The sequence below is a fragment of the Microbacterium abyssi genome, assembly GCF_015277895.1.
In the GTDB taxonomy this organism is placed as follows: domain Bacteria; phylum Actinomycetota; class Actinomycetes; order Actinomycetales; family Microbacteriaceae; genus Microbacterium; species Microbacterium abyssi.
In genome coordinates, this window is sequence record NZ_CP063815.1 from 911,880 (window position 1) to 929,924 (window position 18,045).

At 64.3% G+C, this 18,045-nt stretch carries 13 protein-coding genes, 1 tRNA gene and 2 pseudogenes; 13 read left to right on the forward strand and 3 right to left on the reverse strand.

Annotation, left to right across the window (positions count from 1 at the left end; genetic code table 11):
- Positions 1-151: 151 nt before the first annotated feature.
- The 3 genes from IM776_RS04520 (at position 152) to IM776_RS04530 (ending at position 1,911) form a co-directional block, all read left to right on the forward strand.
- Positions 152-973, forward strand: a complete 822-nt coding sequence (locus IM776_RS04520) for a M23 family metallopeptidase (protein WP_228479909.1) — start codon at positions 152-154, stop codon at positions 971-973.
- A 317-nt stretch (positions 974-1,290) separates the two neighbouring features.
- Positions 1,291-1,788 (forward strand): HNH endonuclease, encoded by a 498-nt coding sequence (locus IM776_RS04525; RefSeq protein WP_194421834.1) that lies wholly within the window; start codon positions 1,291-1,293, stop codon positions 1,786-1,788.
- Between the two features lie 51 nt (positions 1,789-1,839).
- A tRNA-Arg gene (locus IM776_RS04530) sits at positions 1,840-1,911 on the forward strand.
- A gap of 189 nt (positions 1,912-2,100) precedes the next feature.
- Here the strand turns inward: IM776_RS04530 and IM776_RS15855 are convergent.
- Both IM776_RS15855 and IM776_RS15940 read right to left on the reverse strand, forming a co-directional pair.
- Positions 2,101-2,475: a tyrosine-type recombinase/integrase gene (locus IM776_RS15855; RefSeq protein WP_228479910.1), complete on the reverse strand. Its 375-nt coding sequence runs from the start codon at positions 2,473-2,475 to the stop codon at positions 2,101-2,103.
- Between the two features lie 343 nt (positions 2,476-2,818).
- Positions 2,819-3,103 (reverse strand): annotated as a pseudogene (locus IM776_RS15940) (tyrosine-type recombinase/integrase); the annotation flags it as partial.
- A gap of 848 nt (positions 3,104-3,951) precedes the next feature.
- Between IM776_RS15940 and IM776_RS04540 the strand changes: the two are divergent.
- From IM776_RS04540 to IM776_RS04565, 6 genes are all read left to right on the forward strand, one after another.
- Entirely contained in the window at positions 3,952-4,218 is a 267-nt protein-coding gene (locus IM776_RS04540) for a hypothetical protein (protein ID WP_194421835.1), read from the forward strand.
- Positions 4,219-4,295: 77 nt separating this feature from the next.
- Positions 4,296-5,519 (forward strand): IS256 family transposase, encoded by a 1,224-nt coding sequence (locus IM776_RS04545; protein ID WP_194421519.1) that lies wholly within the window; start codon positions 4,296-4,298, stop codon positions 5,517-5,519.
- Positions 5,520-5,778: 259 nt separating this feature from the next.
- Positions 5,779-6,189 carry a helix-turn-helix domain-containing protein gene (locus tag IM776_RS04550; protein WP_194421836.1) on the forward strand — a complete coding sequence of 137 codons (411 nt, stop codon included), beginning with the start codon at positions 5,779-5,781 and terminating at the stop codon, positions 6,187-6,189.
- Positions 6,189-6,626 (forward strand): hypothetical protein, encoded by a 438-nt coding sequence (locus tag IM776_RS04555; protein ID WP_194421837.1) that lies wholly within the window; start codon positions 6,189-6,191, stop codon positions 6,624-6,626. The genes IM776_RS04550 and IM776_RS04555 overlap by 1 nt, the downstream gene beginning before the upstream one ends.
- Before the next feature lie 426 nt (positions 6,627-7,052).
- Positions 7,053-9,785: an AAA family ATPase gene (locus tag IM776_RS04560; protein ID WP_194421838.1), complete on the forward strand. Its 2,733-nt coding sequence runs from the start codon at positions 7,053-7,055 to the stop codon at positions 9,783-9,785.
- A 128-nt stretch (positions 9,786-9,913) separates the two neighbouring features.
- Positions 9,914-11,173, forward strand: coding sequence for a Fic family protein (locus tag IM776_RS04565; protein WP_323741052.1), 1,260 nt, complete (start codon positions 9,914-9,916; stop codon positions 11,171-11,173).
- 278 nt (positions 11,174-11,451) lie between these two features.
- On the opposite strand, the gene IM776_RS04570 is transcribed toward IM776_RS04565, so the two are convergent.
- The gene (locus IM776_RS04570) at positions 11,452-12,792 is read right to left on the reverse strand and encodes a ComEC/Rec2 family competence protein (RefSeq protein ID WP_194421839.1); all 1,341 of its coding nucleotides are present in this window, start codon (positions 12,790-12,792) and stop codon (positions 11,452-11,454) included.
- A 355-nt stretch (positions 12,793-13,147) separates the two neighbouring features.
- Here IM776_RS04570 and IM776_RS04575 point away from each other — a divergent pair, with 355 nt between their 5' ends.
- From IM776_RS04575 to IM776_RS04585, 4 genes and pseudogenes are all read left to right on the forward strand, one after another.
- Positions 13,148-14,458, forward strand: a complete 1,311-nt coding sequence (locus tag IM776_RS04575) for a ComEC/Rec2 family competence protein (RefSeq protein WP_194421840.1) — start codon at positions 13,148-13,150, stop codon at positions 14,456-14,458.
- Positions 14,455-14,865 (forward strand): annotated as a pseudogene (locus IM776_RS15945) (hypothetical protein); the annotation flags it as partial. The gene IM776_RS04575 and the pseudogene IM776_RS15945, both read left to right, overlap by 4 nt.
- 33 nt (positions 14,866-14,898) lie before the next feature.
- On the forward strand, positions 14,899-16,890 hold the full coding sequence (locus tag IM776_RS04580; protein WP_228479912.1) for a ThiF family adenylyltransferase: 1,992 nt from the start codon (positions 14,899-14,901) through the stop codon (positions 16,888-16,890).
- Positions 16,887-17,945 carry a patatin-like phospholipase family protein gene (locus IM776_RS04585; RefSeq protein WP_228479913.1) on the forward strand — a complete coding sequence of 353 codons (1,059 nt, stop codon included), beginning with the start codon at positions 16,887-16,889 and terminating at the stop codon, positions 17,943-17,945. The genes IM776_RS04580 and IM776_RS04585 overlap by 4 nt, the downstream gene beginning before the upstream one ends.
- Positions 17,946-18,045 lie beyond the last annotated feature (100 nt).

Here is an 18,045-nt window from a genome sequence, read left to right on the forward strand (position 1 = left end):
AAGCCCGCCGTCGACATCCCCGTGAAGATTGCCTCCCCGGCTCGTCGTCTCCGCGGTCAGATCGCACAAAGTACCCCGAGCTAGTGCCACGAGAAGCAGAGTGCCGACGAGCCAGCGCACCCGAAGCGCCGAGGCGCAGGAGGATCACCTTTTGGCCGCAGACATCGAACCGACCACGACATCTGAGAAGACCCTGAAGCGCAACCGCATTACGGCGCCGCGCGACGCTGCTCGCAAGATGATCAAGCCGATCCGCTCGATCGCTATCTTCGGCGCCGTCGGGGCTCTTGTCGCCGCGGTCGCCCTTCCCGCTTACGCCGCCTCGTCCAGCCCGCTAGACGCGACGGCGACGCTGCAGCAGGTCGCCGCGGACGACGCCCAGTCGCTGGTCGTGGCTTCCGAGGCGACGGCCACCCCGATGAAGCGCTCCACGTACAGCGCCACCACGCCTGAGGAGATCGAGAAGAAGAAGGCCGAAGAAGCAGCAGCCGAGGCGGCAGCCGCAGCGGCCGCCGCGGCCTCTGCTTCGGTCTCGACCAGCGTCGACGTCAGCAACTACGCGATGACTGCACCCGGGTCGGGCGAGGTCCGCTATCCGCTTCCTTCCGGTTCCTACACCCAGGGCCGCAGCATCGGGGGCGGTCACAACGGCGTTGACATGCTCGCCCCTGCAGGCACCCCCATCTATGCTGCGGCCGCGGGCGTCGTCCGTGCGTCGGCCGACAGCATCGGCGGCTACGGTGTCGCGATCATGATCGACCACGTCGTCGGCGGACAGAGCGTCTCCACAACATATGGACACATGACGTACGGATCGCGTCAGGTCCAGGCGGGGCAGAGGGTCGCCGCCGGGCAGCTCATCGGACTCGTCGGAAGTACCGGTCGATCGACTGCCAACCATCTGCATTTCGAGGTGTGGGTAGGTGGCTCGCTGCTGGAACCGTACTCCTGGCTCGCGGCGAACGCCGGCTGAGTCTCCGCGGCATCCGACACACGTCTGAGCGTTCACCCGTCGTTTCGTCATCCTTCGGCGGGATGGGCTAACCTGATCCCGTCGTCGCACGGACGGGAGAAGCTGATGGAACGAATACCGGGCATCCGCACCATGGATGCACTCGGTCGTTACGTCCTTCGGCATTGCCCGCAGGGATGCACTGAGCTTGTCGTGTGCAGAAGGCGCTGTCCGTAGGACGGCGCCTTTCTTCGTTTCTGCGTATCGTCTGTCGTCCGAGTGGCGGCGTGTGAGTCGAGAGTGCCGGGAAGCCGTCCCGGCGGATCGAGAGGATGACGATGCGCACACTTGTTCTGAACGCCGGGTACGAGCCACTCGCCGTGGTGTCCTTCAAGCGAGCCCTGGTACTCGTGATGAATGACAAGGCCACTGTGGTCGAACGCGTGGAGGGCGATCCCGTCTGGGCCGCCGCCGGTGCCTATGATCGCCCTGCCGTCATCATCCTGTCGAGATATGTCCGCATGCCGATGAGCAGACGCGTGCCCGTCACCAGGCGCGGGGTGCTGCGCCGTGACAACCACCGCTGCGGATACTGCGGCAAGGCGGCATCCACGATCGATCACGTGCTGCCGCGTTCGCGCGGCGGAGCGGATTCGTGGGAGAACCTCGTCGCCTGCTGCCTGCGTTGCAACAACGTCAAGAGCAACCGCACACCGCAGGAGATGCGCTGGGAGCTGCGGTTCACCCCGCGGCCACCGCACGGCGGCGGCTGGACTGTGCGCGGCACGGAGCGCAGCGACCCCTGCTGGGAGCCGTACCTCGCGCTCGCCGCGTGAGGCCGCGCGATTGCTGGAGTCCGCACGTGACTGGCTAGACTTGTGGAGCCAGCCTCTGTAGCTCAATGGAAGAGCAGTTGCGTCCTAAGCAAACGGTTGGGGGTTCGAGTCCCTCCAGGGGCACAGTCTATTTTTCGCTCTGACCAGGCGTTTCTTCTGTGGTCAGACCACACAAAGCCCGTTTTTGGCCGCTTTTGGCCGCATTTGAAAACGCTATGAGCCCGAAACGGGCCGAGCGTCTTCAGACGCCAAAAGCGAGCGTTTCGGCCATCGCTCGCACGGTCGGAGAACTGAGCAATCTGCTCTCGGCGCTCACTTCGGTCGGGCATAGCGGGTCTGCGGACCCGTCGGCAGCGCGATCAGCGGCATGGCGGCGTTCAGCCGAGACGCGACGGCATCCAGATCGTCGTCGAAGAGATCGGCGTAGGTGTCGAGCGTCATCGCCGCCGACGCGTGCCCGAGCATCCGCTGCACCGCCTTCACGTTGGCACCCGCGCTGATCGCGAGCGAGGCGGCGGTGTGCCGAAGATCGTGCGGGGTGAGCCGCGGGATCGACGGGTCCATCGCCTGCGCGCGGCGGACCGCGTTCGCGAACCAGCCCTGCGCGCCCGAGTTGCGCATGTGATTGATCCCGTCGCCGAACAGCAGCCCTTCCGGGCCCTTGCCGGCGCACGCCGCCTCGATCATCGCGGTCAGACGCTCGGGGGTAGGGCACGGAGCGCTTCTCGTGCGTCTTCGGCGTGCCGACATGGATCTCGTACGCGATCATCACCGCGTTCTCCTCAATGACGAAGCGCCGGCGCAGCCGGTTCACGCTGCGCACCCGCAGCCCCGTCGCCTCGCCCCAGCGCAGGCCGGTGTACGCCAGCGTCAGGACGAGCGTCGGATGTGCCGAGCACGCCGCCAGCGTCGCCACCTGGTCATGCGTGAGGTACACGCGGCGCTTGCCCGGTCCCTTCCGAGGAAGGCTGCGGATGTGACGGGCCGGATTGCTGGCGAGACGGCGATCGTCGATGGCGACGTCGAGGATTCCGGCAAGGACTCCGAGTGCGCGCAGGACGACGGTGCGGGACTTCTGGGTCGCGAGGTCGGACACCCAGTCTTGGACTTCCGAACGCCGGATCGACCAGATCTCCCGGTCGGCCCAGACCGGAGCCACGTGGTTCTTCCACGCCCGCTCGAGCGTCATGGAGTACGACGGTTTCGTCATCGGCGGCCGCTTGGATCGCAACCAGCTGTCCGCGAACATCCGCACCGGAACGCGCGACGCGGATGGATCGATGTACTCGCCCTTCGACTTCGACGTCGTGACCATCGACAGGTACAGCTGCGCTTCCGCATCGTCGTGAAGCCGCGCTTCTGAGTCTCGGAGCGATCCGGCTTCTGATAGCGCACGCGGTAACGGCGACCGTTGACCGTTTCGTACGGCGTGATGGTGCCCATCTCGACCTCCGCTCGATACCGGTTGACGGTAAGTATCGGCCTAGTGTCGGACATTGGCGGGCCGCCGTCAACGCCGCCGACGACACATGTGGATAGATGAAGGAAGACGTCGTCAACTGGCGTTGAGGTCGAGGGGCGCCTCCCTCCGTCGCCGAGAGTGTAGCGATCGGCCGCGGCTCCGTTCTCGCCGCTCACTCCTTGCAGACTCCGCGCTGGCGCGCTCCGCTTAGCAGCCGTTCGACGACGAGCACTGCGCCGCGCCCGATCGCTAGATTGGCTAGATGTCGGAGGGAAGGCAATAACTGGCACAACCCGCGCAAGATCGATCACCGGTTCGCGAACAGTTCGAATGTCTATCCCGACGGCGAGACTGACGAGATCGATCTTGTCCGGTGCAGGAGTCGTTCGATCAGCTGCCAACGATCCAGTAGGTCGCGAAGCGCGGAGATATCGCAGCGCCAGGTGCAGCGGTGGGCCCGAGAAGGACATCCTGCCAGTCGCGCGACACCGTGGCCCGTACGGGTCGGTCATCAAGTGCGTCAACGCCTCGGTCGTCGACGCGGCTGCGCAGGTGATGCACGAGAAACAGTGAGCAACGCGATTCCCGGCCGTTGCGAGTGAGCGTGGTCCATAAGTGTCGCGAAACCTCAACGATCATCGCGTGCCGGTACTGTCGGAGACAGACTTCCAGCTACTTCCTCGACGATTGTGTGTAAAGTTATGACCGAACAGCGCGTCACGCCAACGCCGGTGTTCGATGGCAGTGATGTGGTGTTCACGGTCAGTAACGCCAAGGGAGAGGATGAGGGCCTTGAGTTCATCAGTTCGCTTGAAATCCGCGATCAGGCAAAGTTTCAGCGATACCTGGAACGCCTGAGAGACGGTCACCACATCAAGTCGCCCGAGAATATGCGACACATCGTGGCCAAAGACCCGGTGACGTCCCGTGGAGTGGTGGAGGTTCCGGCAGGGTCGCCCGCGTCGTAGACGTGGGTGAGCCATCGTGCGATGGTCAGTGAGAAGTACCGATCAAAGTTCTCTCTCACAGGAAGACACAAAGCACGATGGCTCTAGACCAGTCTGCCCTCCTCGAGCTGCTCGGGGAACTGAAACTCACCGATGTCACCGACCGGATCCGCGTCGCGACCGAAGCGCTCTACCAGGAGCTGATCGACGCGGAAGCGGCCGCGTTCATCGGCGCCGCCCCCTTCGAACGCACCCCGGACCGTGTGACGCAACGCAACGGCACCCGTCCCCGCACGCTCACGACGACAGCGGGCGAGTTGGAATTGCGGATCCCGAAGCTGCGACAGGGATCGTTCTTCCCGTCGTTGTTGGAGCGGCGCCGTCGCGTTGATCAGGCGCTGTTCGCGGTCGTGATGGAGGCGTATGTTCACGGCGTCTCCACCCGCAAGGTCGATGATCTGGTGAAGGCGCTCGGCGCGGACACCGGGATCTCGAAGTCCGAGGTGTCGCGGATCTGCGCGAACCTGGACGAGGACGTTGCCGCGTTCCGCGACCGGCCCCTCGCGGACACTTCCTACCCGTATGTGTTCCTCGACGCGACCTACTGCAAAGCCCGCGTCGGCCGGCGCGTGGTCTCCCAGGCGGTCGTCGTCGCGATCGGTGTCGCCGCCGACGGGCGCCGGGAAGTGCTCGGGTTCGAGGTCGGAGAAACAGAATCACAGCCGTTCTGGACGACGTTCCTGCGGTCATTGAAGGCTCGAGGGCTCGGCGGGGTCAAGCTGGTGATCTCCGACGCTCACACCGGCCTGATCTCCGCGATCGAGACGGTGTTCGCTGGCGCCAGCTGGCAACGCTGCCGGGTCCATTTCATGCGCAACGTGCTCTCGAACGTCCCGAAAGCGTCCGGTCCGATGGTCGCGTCGATCATCCGCACGATCTTCGCCCAACCCGACACCGAGCACGTGTTCGCACAGTTCCACGAGGTCGTGCGCATGCTGACCCGCTCACATCCGAAGATCGCGGACATGCTCGAAGACGCGAAGGACGACATCCTCGCGTTCTGCGGATTCCCACAGCAGCACTGGCGGCAGATCTGGTCCACGAACCCGCTCGAGCGGGTCAACAAGGAGATCAAACGACGCACCGACGTCGTCGGCACCTTCCCCAACCCCGCCGCGCTCCTGCGCCTCGCCGGGCACGTGCTGATCGAGCAGCACGACGAATGGGACGGCGCAGACCGCCGCTACTTCTCCGAACACTCCATGAAACTCCTCACCGCCATCGACGAGGAGGTGGCCATCCCAGAACTCAACGCGGCATAATCACAGAAGCTGATCCCGCACGGTGTCGAGAAACTCCACCATTCAGCGGGACGTCACCCAAAGACCCCATGGACCGGGGTGCCGAGGTGCACGAACTGAAGAGCCACAACCGGGGCGGACTACGCCTATACCTTGTGCGCTTCCAGAGCCGTTGGTACGTCACTCACGGTGAGCGGAAGGGTAGCGACAAGCAGGTTGTGAAGAACGCTAGAAAGGCATTCGCCATCTTCTGGGATGGCGACATTGAAGGAGAAACCTGATGGGACTCTTCCCAACCGATGACCCGCAGTACAAGGCGGTCTACGCCGAGGAAGCAGCCATGGTGGATGCATCCGAGATCATTGCGCGCGCGCTTGAGGCTAGCGGACTAAGCCGCGCTGACCTTGCTCGCTCGTTGAACGTGACGCGCAGTGAAGTCACAGAGCGACTTCGGGGCGATCGCAACATCACTATTCGAAATCTGGCTGCCACGCTCCACGCGCTTGGAGCGGAGCTTCAGGTGGGCGCCCGGATCCCGGAAGCGCACGCCGTCGCCGAACCCATTGACCTTGCGAAGTACGCCGGATGGGAAAGCCCGTCCGTCCATGCGGCGCATGAGAAAGAACTTCCCTCAGTCTCTTCTTATCGTCGACCCGCGGCTGCGCGTTACAGGAAAAGGGTCGGGGCCTGATGGTCACCGATTCCTCTTTGGAGCTCATCGGCCCAGAGGTCATGGGGGTCCGAGCGTTGCGCACGGAAGTGGAGGAAGTCCACCTCGACTGGCTGGTCGGATACGCTCCAGAGCGCGACGAAGACGATATGGGCCGTGTTGTGTTCGGTACGGTCCACGCTGGCGGCGAAGGCGGCGTTGGGGAGGTAACTGTGGCATGCCTCATGGTCATCCCTGCGAAGGACGATCCGGGAGCGGAGGCTTTTGGCGAATTGCTGTTGCGGTCCACGGCGCTTGAGACGCTGTGGGACGTGGCGAGGATGGCCTTCCGATCGGCGATCTCCTCGACTGAGATCGAGGTGTCTTTGCCGGCCAAAGCGCCGGAGGCTGAGGTCAGTCAGCTTGTGCGCTCGGGGCAGGAAAAGGCTGGCTTCACCGAGGAGTCACCGACCGAGTAACCGCGCGACTTTTACGAAGCGGACGTGGGTCGTAAGAATGATGCGGTGGGTCGCCAGTCGGTGTTGCACCTGAAGCCGAGTCACCGCCCTGATGCTCAGAGCCTCGCATGCATTTGGCAAGACTTCGCGGGAGAGCGACGTACGAGGGCGGAGAGCCTGCCCTGTGGTTTCGCCTGGCCGTCTTGGTGGGGATGCGGAGACCGATCGACACCCAATAGTCACCGATTCTCCGAATGCCTTTCATACATTACTAGGTAGGCGCGAGCATAGAACGAGAACTTGGAGTACCCAGAGCGAGAAACAATCGAGGAACAATGCACGCAGGCACCCTCGGTAAGCGACACCCTTTAAAAGCACTCGCCTACACAGACCTACAGGCCAGAAAAATACCTGGATAACTGACAAAACGCACCCTATTCTGGCGGCATGCGTGGAGGCCTCGAGCGCTGGAAGCGAGGTGTCGATTCCCGCGGGGTTCGACAGGCGATCTCCTACGCGCTTGAGGGCACGTGCGACGCCTACCTTCATCACACGACCGGCGTCAATGCGCTCGAGGCGTACAGCGGGGCATCCGATTCCACCGTCTCGCGATTCATCGTCGACAACGGCGTCATCACCTCCAACGAACTCACGGCCGGCGGCCTTCGTGTCTGGCTCACTGGGCATGACCCGGTCACAGGCGAGGAGCGCGGCCACCAGCGGCTGAGCCCCGACGCCGACCTCTTGCTCGACGGGACGCTCAACCATCCGAAGTCGTACAGCGTCGCCGCACTGTTGCATCCCGAGCTCGCCACCGAGTTCGAAGCACTGCAAGACCGGCTTCGTGAGCGCATCCTCCTCACCTGGCAGACCGAGCTCAACGCGCGGCGCGGCCACGGCGGTCTCCTCCGTGAGGAGATCACACGCATCGAGGTCGTCGAACTGCAGCATCGTCGCTCGCGCGCCCTCGACCCGCACATCCACCGTCACCTCTGGCTGAACATCAAGGTGCTCGGCGCGGACGGCAAGTGGTCGAACCTCGACTCGCGTGTCGCGATGAAGCTGCACACCGTCATCAACGCCGAGGGTGATCTCGCAGCTCGCACCGATCCCGCGTGGATCTCCGCCCTCGCGCGCTACGGCTACACGCTCGACGAGGCGGGTGAGATCGCCGAGCTCGCCGGTGCCGTGCGTCCCCTCTCCCGTCGATCCGCGCAGATCGAAACGAACCGTGCGAGCCTGATCGCGGAGTGGTCGGCGACTCACGGAGGATCAGCGCCAAGCGTCGAGGCACTGCAGCAGATCGACCGGCGCGCATGGGCCGTGGCGCGTCCGAACAAGCCATCCGACCTCGATGAGACGTCGTGGGAGGCGTACGTTCGCCACGAAATCGCCGCTGTCGATCCGAACCTGATCACTCCGCGCGCACCCATCGCCGCCGCTGGGACCGACCTGGATGCCATCGATCTCGACCTGCTGGTTGCACAGGCAATCGTGGACGCGGACGAGCGGTCCACATACCGCGGAGGGCGTTTCAGCATCTTCGACATCCGCGCGGGTGCGATACGCGCGCTCTCGCGTACGAGGGTGGTTGCGGAACGCGACCAGCTCGATGGCGTGATCACCGAGATCACGGCGCGCGCCATCAGTGCCGTGCATCGACTCGTTCCGGACGATCCGCCATCGCACGTCAAAGCTTTCATGGCGACCGAGACCGTGCGCGCCAAGGTGCGTCTCGCCGGCCGCTTAGACGTGCTCGCGCAGCCGGGGCGCGCACTGCTGCCGAACGAGCTGCACCGGCTCACGCCGAGCGAGAATCTCTCCATACTGGATGCCTCGCAACGCGCTGCAGCGTGCGCCATCGCCGGCACGGACGGGCTCGTGACGGTCACCGGCCCCGCGGGCGCGGGCAAGACGACGATGCTGCGCGCTGCGTTCGCGGCGCTCACGACGCAGCGGCGGCGGATGCTCGTCGTCGCCCCCACACGGAAGGCGGCGTCGGTGGCATCCCGCGAGATCGGCGCCGTGGCATCCAGCCTTCACGCCCTCCTCTCGGACCACGGCTACCGGTGGGGCGCTGATCAGGCTGGCGCGATGGTCTGGACGCGTCTTCGCGTCGGCGAGACCGACGCCGACACGGGCGTCGTGTACGCCGGCCCGGCACGATCCCTTCTGCAGCCGCGCGACCGGATCGTCGTCGACGAGGCCGGCATGGTCGACCTGCAGGCGGCGAACGCCCTCGTCGAACTCTCGATCGAGCACGGCGTCGGGCTGGTGTTCGTGGGTGACACGCATCAGGCGCTGCCGGTCGGGCATGCGGGCGCGATGGGTTCTGCGATCCGACATGCGAACGCTGCGGTCGAACTCGACACGGTGCATCGGTTCCGCGATCCCGACTACGCGGCGCTCACCCTGCGGCTACGGGACGCGGCCGATCGCGAGCACGCGCTGGCCGTTGCGGCTGAGCTTGCCGAACACGGTCACGTCGACAGGGTCGATCATCACGATGCGGCGCGTGAGCGGATGATCGAGGCGTACTTCGAGTGGCACGCGCGCGGCAAGAGGGTGACGCTGGTGTCCGGTACGAACGCTGAGGCGGATGCGATCAATGACGCCATCCAGCAGCGGCGAGTGGATCAGGGCGAGGTCGATGCCGGGGTCGTCGCGTGGGGAATGGGCGAGCAGCGCATCCTCGTCGGCGATACCGTTCAGACCCGTCGCAACGACCGTCGCACAGGCGTCGAGAATCGTGCGCAGTGGATCGTTCGCGGCGTCCGCGATGAGTTCGTGTCGCTGGTCTCGGTGGACGACAGTGGCGAGTTGGCGCGCGTTTCCGCGGACTATGCGCGCGAGCATCTGCAGCTCGCCTACGCGTCCACCGTGCACGGGGTGCAGGGTGACACCGCGGATGCGTCGGTGGTCGGGCCGGACGTGGATGCCGCGGGGCTCTACGTCGGACTCACGCGCGGGCGGACTCACAACGTCGCGATTGTCGTGGCGCGAACGGATGCCGCGGCTCGCGAGCGTCTCGCCGAGTCGATGCAGCGCGGGACACCGGAGTTGACGATGCAGGATGCCGTGCGCGCGGCGGCGGCGGAGATGCGGCGCGCGGCACGGAACACGGAAGCGACGGGGCCGGTCGTCGAGACGCTGAGTTCGGTGAGTGACATCGGGATCTAGCGTCGAGCGCACCGGCTTCGCGCAGGGGGCTTGTGACGACCGCCGTGTTGGCATCGAGATCTCAGCATCTGTGGGTAAGAATCTCGCTTACTAACACTTATAGATATATCTGTTGGTAATCTGTGGAAGTGGCCACACCTACTGGCAGTCTCGTCCCCATCGATGCGGTGACCTACGAGACCTACGATTGGGTGCCGCGTGCGCCCGCGATGCACTCGCGCGCCGAGGTGGAGCGACAGACCGGACCCTACGACGCCGCGGTCACGCCGCCGATAGCAGACTGGTCGCCCGTCATCTCGAGCGAGAGCTCGGCAGACGTCGAGGACGCGACTCGCCAGCTGGTCGAGTTCGACTATCACGCGCAGCGGAAGCTCGGTACAGGCAATCCCGCGCTGGGTCCGATGACCGCGATCCTGCTTCGCACCGAATCTGCCTCCAGCTCGCAGATCGAGCAGTTGACGACATCGGCCAAGCAGCTCGCCCTCGCCGAGATCGGCGAGGGCGACAAGGCGAACGCGCTCACCGTCGTTGGCAACGTCCGCGCCATGGAAGCTGCGCTGCAGCTCGCCAATGAAATCAGCGAGGACTCCATTCTCGCGATGCACACAGCCCTGATGCTCCACCAGACAGGCTTCCCGCCCGAGGACGCGGGACGGTTCCGCACGGAGCAGGTCTGGATCGGGAGAGGCGAAGCCGGCCCCCGCCTCGCCGACTTCGTCGCACCGCATCACGACCGCGTTCCCGGTGCGATCGGGGACCTCGTCCGCTTCGTGAAGCGTCAGGACGTACCGGTGCTCGTGCAGGTAGCCGTCGCGCACGCACAGTTCGAGACGATCCACCCGTTCCCGGATGGGAACGGTCGAACGGGCCGCGCACTCGCGCAGTCGATCCTGCGAAACAAGGGCCTCGTCGACTCGACGGCTGTGCCGATCTCGGCTGGCCTCCTCGTCGATGTGCCCCGCTACTTCGCTGCCCTCGGCTCGTTCCGTGAGGGTGATGCCGGCCCGATCATTCGCGGCTTCGCAGGCGCGAGCAGGATCGCCGCGATGACGGGCATGCAGCTCGTCGACGCTCTCGTCGAGCAGTTCGAGGAGTCCCGCGCGAAGATGGCGGGCATCCGTGCAGATGCCGCGGCGTGGAAGATCCTGCCCACACTGGTTGGCCAGCCTGCGGTGAACGTCAAGTACCTCAAGAGCGCGCTGGGTCTCGGGGAGATGACCGCGCTTCGCGCGCTCGATTCGCTCACCGAGTGCGAGGTGCTTACTGAGACCACGGGGAAGAGCCGCGGCCGCGTGTGGCAGCATCGCGGCATCTTCGATGCCCTGGATTCGTATGCATCGGTGATGGCTTCATCCGGCCACCAGGCCAGATCTTCGATTCGCGAGTGACGGTCAACAGCTACGGCGCCGCCATGCGAGAGAACAGTCCGTCCGCCGATTGTCAGGCGTTTAGGCCGTGCATGAAGCCATGTCATGCCCGACACGCGCACCGACGAACTAGGGTGTGCCGCGAAAGCCGGAGTGATCTTTCCCCAGCTCTCATGATTCCCAAGTGGCACTAACACGGTGTCGATGTCAGTGCGATGTCGAGAGCGTTCAACGGCGATCCGCCTCACCTGGAGCCACGCACCCTCGATGAGATAATCCCTGCGGGTACTGCCATCGCCCTACCGGATGCGCTTGTCTCTCCAAAAGAAGTCGTTGTCGTCTGTGCACACGTGAAACGGTACGTTCCGGTGCGAGAGTTCGTTCAGGACTTGTAAGTGAGGATGAGCGTTCCCGGCGCCGCCTTTCGCATTGTGCGCTTCGACGGTGACTCTGCGTACGTTCGGCAGCGCGTCCCAAAGTGGAGCCGCGGAATCTAGACGAGAACCGTGATGCGGCGCTGACATGATGCCCACCCTATCCAGCCGATGTTGCGTCAGCGCGGTGCGGAGTCCATCTACATCCTGCCCTCGGCGAAGACCTGCGTCACCCGTTCCGAGCCACGATGGGGCGATAGGGATCGCTTCAGGTGTTGCCGACAGCGGCTTCCATCCTCCGCGGAAATGGCACCACTCATACGGTGAAGCGGGTCCCGAGTAGAGACAAAGGGACGACAGGTTTGGTCCGCTTCGGGCGCTGGACGCCCGTGCAGATCTCGAGAGGCGGCGATGATGAGCCCGAACAGCGTCATGAAAGGCGGTGGTAAGCGAAGCGTGGTTCATGAGGGTGATGAGATCTTGGAGAGTGCAGTCCTCGATCGGCTTTCCGAGGCGGCGACGGAGAAGTTGGCGAGCTTGGGTTGCCCCTTTGAGAACGGACGGGATGACGTATGGCTGGATCTCCCATAGAAACTCCCGTGCCTTCGCGCCGCCGCGACGGGCGAGCAGGCCTCGCCCCCCTGTCCCAGCTTCGAGAACTATCTTTTCGTCGCCTGGGTCCTGGTCGCCATCGGGATCGCCGACTTCAGAGGCGGGAGGGAGAGGCAGCGGCTCGGTATCCGTCGGAATAAGGGAAACCTCGGCATCAGCGAAGAGCTCCCCGAGAGCGGTGGCAGGATCGTATAAGAAGCTCGCGTACGTTTCCAACTCCGTGTCGCTGAGGTCTGAGTCGGTCATGGCGTATAGCGCTTCGATCTTCGACAGAATCGGCGCCCACACTCGCGTGACGTCGATGTCCTTTTCTCCGAGCTTCTGGGCCAAGTGCTCGAGGCCGTTGATGTGATCGCGGTCGAAGTGAGAGACGACGAGGAGGTCGATGGTCGAGCCGTCGGGCACGTCGTCCAGCATCCGCTCGACAGCACTCGGAAGCGCCGCTCGGGGCTTGAGGCCCCGGCCTGAGCCGCAGTCGTAAACAATTCGGAACATCGACCCGTCGTCTGCGGGCCTAGTAGGGCCACGATGAAGCTGCTGGAAGAACAGCGACTGGGAATGGAAGCCTCCGTGTCCAACTCCCCACTGGTTTACCGTGAACTCGTATGACCCCTGCCACATGGCGGCCCCCGACTCTGTGATCTCTTCACCCATATAAGCAGAGGTCATCGAAGCCCGACGCGCGCACGTGGCCATGTGTCTCACGGCGTTGCTGCCTGGAATCCATCTCAAGCGGCGACTCCTATGTTGCAAGGATGGGCGCCGTGCGGGAGGTGATTCGGCTGTTACGCGCAGGGATCCCGCTGGAAGCGCTGTGATGAACATTCTCGATGTCGGCGGCCGCTCGTACACTGAACGCAGCTGCAACAGCAGTGAGGTAGACAGTGGCATTGGCGAGTCTGCCGGCCTGGGGACCATGGCCCGCATTCGGGGGAACACGTGCCAACACAGAACTTCCTCCGCGGCAAGCCATTCCTGAACAGGCTGTGACAACAAGGAGGACTATTAAATGACCGACACGCTCCCTACACGAGGCGCCGTGTTTTGGCCGGTTGGCACCGGAGACAGCACGACTCTCGTCATCAGCGAAGAGTTGGTCATGCAGATTGACCTGAATGACTTGGCGAAGGCCGATTCGGCCGACAATCCAGAGCGCCCGGTGGTGGACGAACTCGCAGCGAGCTTGCCGCTCCGGGATGGACGCCCGTACCTGGCGGTATTCGCGCTCACGCACGCGGACAAGGATCATTGCCGTGGCTTCGCCGACCTCCTTGAGAAGGTGACCATCGGGGAGCTGTGGGCGACACCTCGCATGTGGCGCGAGTACCTCGATGGCGCCGAGGACGACCTATGCGAGGACGCACGCGCCTTCCAAGAAGAGGCAGAGCGGCGCGTGGCCGCAGTCCTCACCGACGTCGCGAACGGGAAGGAACCAGCGAGCGGCGATCGAGTCATCGTCTTCGGTTATGACACCGACCACGACAAGCATGCATACGACGAGCTGCCTGCGGAGTTCAAGAGTGGCCCCGGAAAGCCCATCACCGCACTCGACGGCATCGATTGCAGCGATGTCTTCGAGGCGTTCATCCACGCCCCCTTCAAAGCGGATGCCGCCGCAGCCCGGAACGAGACATCGCTCGCGATGCAGGTAACGCTTCGCGATGAGTCTGGCGTCAACGGCAAACTTCTTCTCTTCGGCGACCTCGCTCACGACACCATCATGAAAATCATGAGCTACAGCGAAGAAAAGGAGCGAACCGAAAAGCTGGAGTGGGACCTGTTGCTTGCTCCGCATCACTGCTCGAAGAAGGTGATGTATCTGAAGTCTGTCGATGGGTCGGAGCAGCTTCTCGATGACGTTCTGGACAAGTTCGTCGAACACCAGCGGGATGGCGCTGTCATTGTGTCAAGCAGCCATGTCATTCCCGAAGAAGACAGCGACGGCGCCAATCCTCCGCACAAGATGGCGGCTGACAGGTATCGCGAGATCGCAGAGGAGTTCCTCGTCACCATGGAATGGCTCGATGTCAACGAGCCGTCGCCCATCGTCTTCGGCGTGTCTGCGTCAGGCGCTGGCATCGTGCGCGATGAGACGGTCGAACTGGCTGCATCCGCGAATCTCTCCAAGGAGGCCGTGTTCGCGCACGCAGAATCGAGGCTGGCAACCGTGCTTGCTCGCGCAAGCATCGTCGCAGGCGCTGTGGCAGCCACCGCGGCGACCACAGCGGCCGCTTCCGGGCCCGAGCAGGTGCGTGAGGCCACAGCTTCGGACCGCGGTGGAGACGCCGCGCCGGAGACCGCCATCGGTTTTGGTCAGTGAACGACTTCGCCGTCGGGCAGATCGAGGCGCTCTCGACCCCCGACGGGCCCATTCAGCTGCTGTCCACCTCGGAGAAAGACGGGTGGACGTACCTCGACGTCTCGCTTGACACCCGAGGCATCACGCACGCACCCGGAGGTATTCGGGTGCGTGCGCGCGAGCGATTCACCATCATGGTGCCCGACTCCTTCCCGTTCGCAGCTCCCAGCATCTCGTCACGTCACCGGCGTTGGGCGGGAACTGCTCACGTGCAGTGGGGAAGGCATCTCTGCCTCTACGCTGCGCCGTCCGTCGAGTGGAACCCCGGAGACGGTATCCGCGGTTACCTAGATCGGCTGATGAGCTGGTTGGAGAACGCCGCCGCAGGAACGCTGGACCCGGAGGGACAGCCTCTCCATCCGCCTGCCGTGTACCCCACCGCGTCCGCTGGCCACCTCTTGGTGAAACCCAACCTCGGACACCTCGTGCCGTGGGCGCGCGATGGCTCAGTCCAACGCACTCAGATCCTGTACGCGTGGTGCGTGATGCGGGCTCATCGCAGCGAAGTGGTCGAGTGGTTGACGTGGCAAGAGACACTCAACAGGGTTGTTGATGACGACTTCGAGCCACTGAACGCGGATGGTGATGTCTTCTTCCTGGCAACCACGGCGCTCATCTCAGACCAGATCGCATTCGAGTTCCCCAACGGCGCGAAGCCGCTCGTCGACGCCCTTGAGCTCAGCGGAGTTGGCCGAGACGACCTGCTCAGCGAGCTCTCGAGAGTACGGCTCGTCAATCGAGCCATCGAAGAGAAGCTCGCGCGCACCGAACAACTGCCGGCCATCGTCATCGTCGGGACGCCGGCACGTCGAATCGATGAGGCGCTCCTCGCTCACCTGAGTGCATGGAGGCTCGATGACACCGGGTCCAAAGTCGCGGACCTTCTCAGCGACGGGGACTTCGGCGTCATGAAAGACAAGCGCGAGGAGATGTACAAGCTCGGACGTCTCTGGATCGAGCATTCGAAGGTCGCCTGGATGCGTGTGTGGGAAGGACGCTCCGAGGTCACCCGTGCTCGCGATGCCGAATCGGATGCAGCGAGCCTTCGCGGCAAGAGAGTGCTCATCCTTGGATCAGGCGCCCTAGGGGCGTCCATCGCTGAACATTGCGTGCGGGCCGGGGTGAGCGAGCTGACGGTGGCCGACAAGGGTCGCGTAAACCCGGGAATTCTCAGTCGGCAGCCGTACACAGATGCGGATATCGGTCGATTCAAAGCTCAGGTGCTCGCTGAGCGCCTGAGCGGGATTCGCGGAGACCTCATCGTGCAATCGCTCGTCGGCGATGTCGTGACGAGCTTGCTCTCCGTGACGGCTCAGGAGCCTGATGTCGATCTCGTCATCGACGCAACAGCAGACGTGGGCGTGCGCAACGCAATCGAACGCCACCGCATGGCCCGCCGGGAGCACTGGCCAAACCTGCTCAGCGTCGTGATTGGTCACGACGCGAAGAACGGAATCGGAACGGTGGCCACTCGAGGAGTTTCGGGTGGGCCGGTAGACATTCTTCGTCGGTTCGCCATCGAGGCTCTCGCCTCGCCCAGCCTCGACGACATCGCCGACGACTTCTTCCCGCGCGAGCCCCGCACCGCGCTCTTCTTTCCCGAGCCCGGATGCTCGTCGCCAACGTTCGTCGGATCGCACGCTGACGTCAGCGCACTTGCCGGTATGCTCCTGAACGAGGCCCTCGCCGCATTCGCGACGCACTCCGATGAGATGTCAGCGGTGGTCGTGCGCCGCTCGAGCCGAACGAAACCTGCTGTGGACGTGCGGACGTGGGCGTCGGATCTCATACTGCCGGACAGGAGCTCCGGAGCGTACGAGATCCGGTTGTCTCAGCACGCCCTTGCCGAGATGCGGACAGAAGCCCGTCGTGGGCGACGACTTCGAGGCCAGCGCATCGAAACCGGCGGGATGATGCTCGGTGCGTTCGATGACGCCTGCCTGATTCTCAACGTCGACCGTGCAGTCGGCCCCCCACCCGACAGCACTCTGTCGGCCAAGTTCTTTGACCACGGGATCGTGGGCACGCAGGAGCTGGTCGACCACCGCCGCGAGGTAACGCACAACCGGCAGAGTTTCGTCGGGCTCTGGCATTCACACCCGCACGGAGCCGCACACCCGTCTGTGACGGACAACGAGGGGATGTGGCGCCTGGTCAATCGGGAACGCATCGGCAAACGGGCCCTCATGGTTATCCTCGGAGGTCAGACCTGGGAACAGTGGCTCGACGAAGGTGTGGAGCCATCGATCTACGCGCGCCTCTCCACGCTGAGCGGACAGACCTCCGAGATGCCGATGATGTTCGGCGTTGGCTCTCACGGCGCGGACCGGGCCTTCGCCGGAGGCTTCGCCTATCCACAAGGATTCCACTCAGACCCTGGAGCGACATCGTGACTGCCTCGTCAAGGAAGATTGGACTTGCGCTGTCCGGCGGAGGGTTCCGAGCGATGGCGTTCGGACTCGGCGCGATGCGCGCTCTCCACGACCAGGACTTGCTGAGCTCCGTGCGGGTTGTGTCCGGAATCAGCGGCGGCAGCGTGCTCGCTGCGATGTGGGCATATGGCCCGAGCGACTTCGACGCGTTCGATCTCAACGTTCGTCGGCTTCTTCGAAAGGGTCTGCAGGCGGAGCTCGCGCGTCGCGCGTTCAACCCGGCGGCCGTGGCACGTTCAACCGCAGCCGCCGTGGAAGGTGCGTGGCTCGGAAGGCCTCGGGCCTTCTCTCGGACGGAGGCCCTGGCAAGGGCGCTGCGCGGACGAGGGCTCGACGTTGCGATGGACGCGGTGAACCGCACCGACCTCGACACCGTCATCACGGCGACCGACTTGAGTCGCGGACATGCGGTACGGTTCGGCAGCAAGGCGAGTTCGAGCTGGTCGTTGGGACGCATCACAGACGACGTCACGGTGGCGGATGCCGTGGCCGCATCTGCCGCATTCCCCTTGCTGCTGCCGGCCCTGGTGCGACGCTACGAGTTCGAGGACCGTAATGGTGCGAAGACTCGGACGAAGCTCGCCCTCACTGACGGAGGCGTCTACGACAACCTTGGAGTGACGCCGCTGCTGCCCGGCCGCTCGGCGGATCACACCGCTCACGTGTACGACCTCGACACTGTCATCGTCGTCGACTCCGGACGCGGACAGTACCGTCGTACACCAGCCAGCCACCTCCCGCGCCGTGCGGCCCAGACTTTTGGTATTGCCCACGGTCGGGCGCAAGACGGGACGCGTAGCCGACTCCACCAGCACGCCGCCGACCTCGACGGCATGTTGCACATCTATCTGGGCACCCACGACCGGAAGCTGCCGCCCATCGCTGACCTGGTCCCGCGAGACACAATCGCGCATTACCCGACCAACTTCGCGAAGATGCCCGGGGACAAGCTCGAGGCGCTCTCGGTGCGAGCGGAGCAAGTAACGAGGACCCTCGCGGCAGAGTATCTGCGCTGACTCCGAGCGGCGTCACAGTGAACTTGGTACCGCAGACTCTGAGATGGCGATGGGGGACTGTCGCACGGATAGGTGACAGCTCGTAGTCGCGTCGCCAGTG

Bases quoted from the DNA above. Each gene is read 5' to 3' on its own strand.
- IM776_RS04525 (WP_194421834.1), top strand. From the start codon at position 1,291: ATGCGCACACTTGTTCTGAACGCCGGGTACGAGCCACTCGCCGTGGTG.
- IM776_RS15855 (WP_228479910.1), bottom strand. From the start codon at position 2,475: ATGATCGAGGCGGCGTGCGCCGGCAAGGGCCCGGAAGGGCTGCTGTTC.
- IM776_RS04540 (WP_194421835.1), top strand. From the start codon at position 3,952: ATGACCGAACAGCGCGTCACGCCAACGCCGGTGTTCGATGGCAGTGAT.
- IM776_RS04545 (WP_194421519.1), top strand. From the start codon at position 4,296: ATGGCTCTAGACCAGTCTGCCCTCCTCGAGCTGCTCGGGGAACTGAAA.
- IM776_RS04550 (WP_194421836.1), top strand. From the start codon at position 5,779: ATGGGACTCTTCCCAACCGATGACCCGCAGTACAAGGCGGTCTACGCC.
- IM776_RS04555 (WP_194421837.1), top strand. From the start codon at position 6,189: ATGGTCACCGATTCCTCTTTGGAGCTCATCGGCCCAGAGGTCATGGGG.
- IM776_RS04560 (WP_194421838.1), top strand. From the start codon at position 7,053: ATGCGTGGAGGCCTCGAGCGCTGGAAGCGAGGTGTCGATTCCCGCGGG.
- IM776_RS04570 (WP_194421839.1), bottom strand. From the start codon at position 12,792: ATGGGTGAAGAGATCACAGAGTCGGGGGCCGCCATGTGGCAGGGGTCA.
- IM776_RS04575 (WP_194421840.1), top strand. From the start codon at position 13,148: ATGACCGACACGCTCCCTACACGAGGCGCCGTGTTTTGGCCGGTTGGC.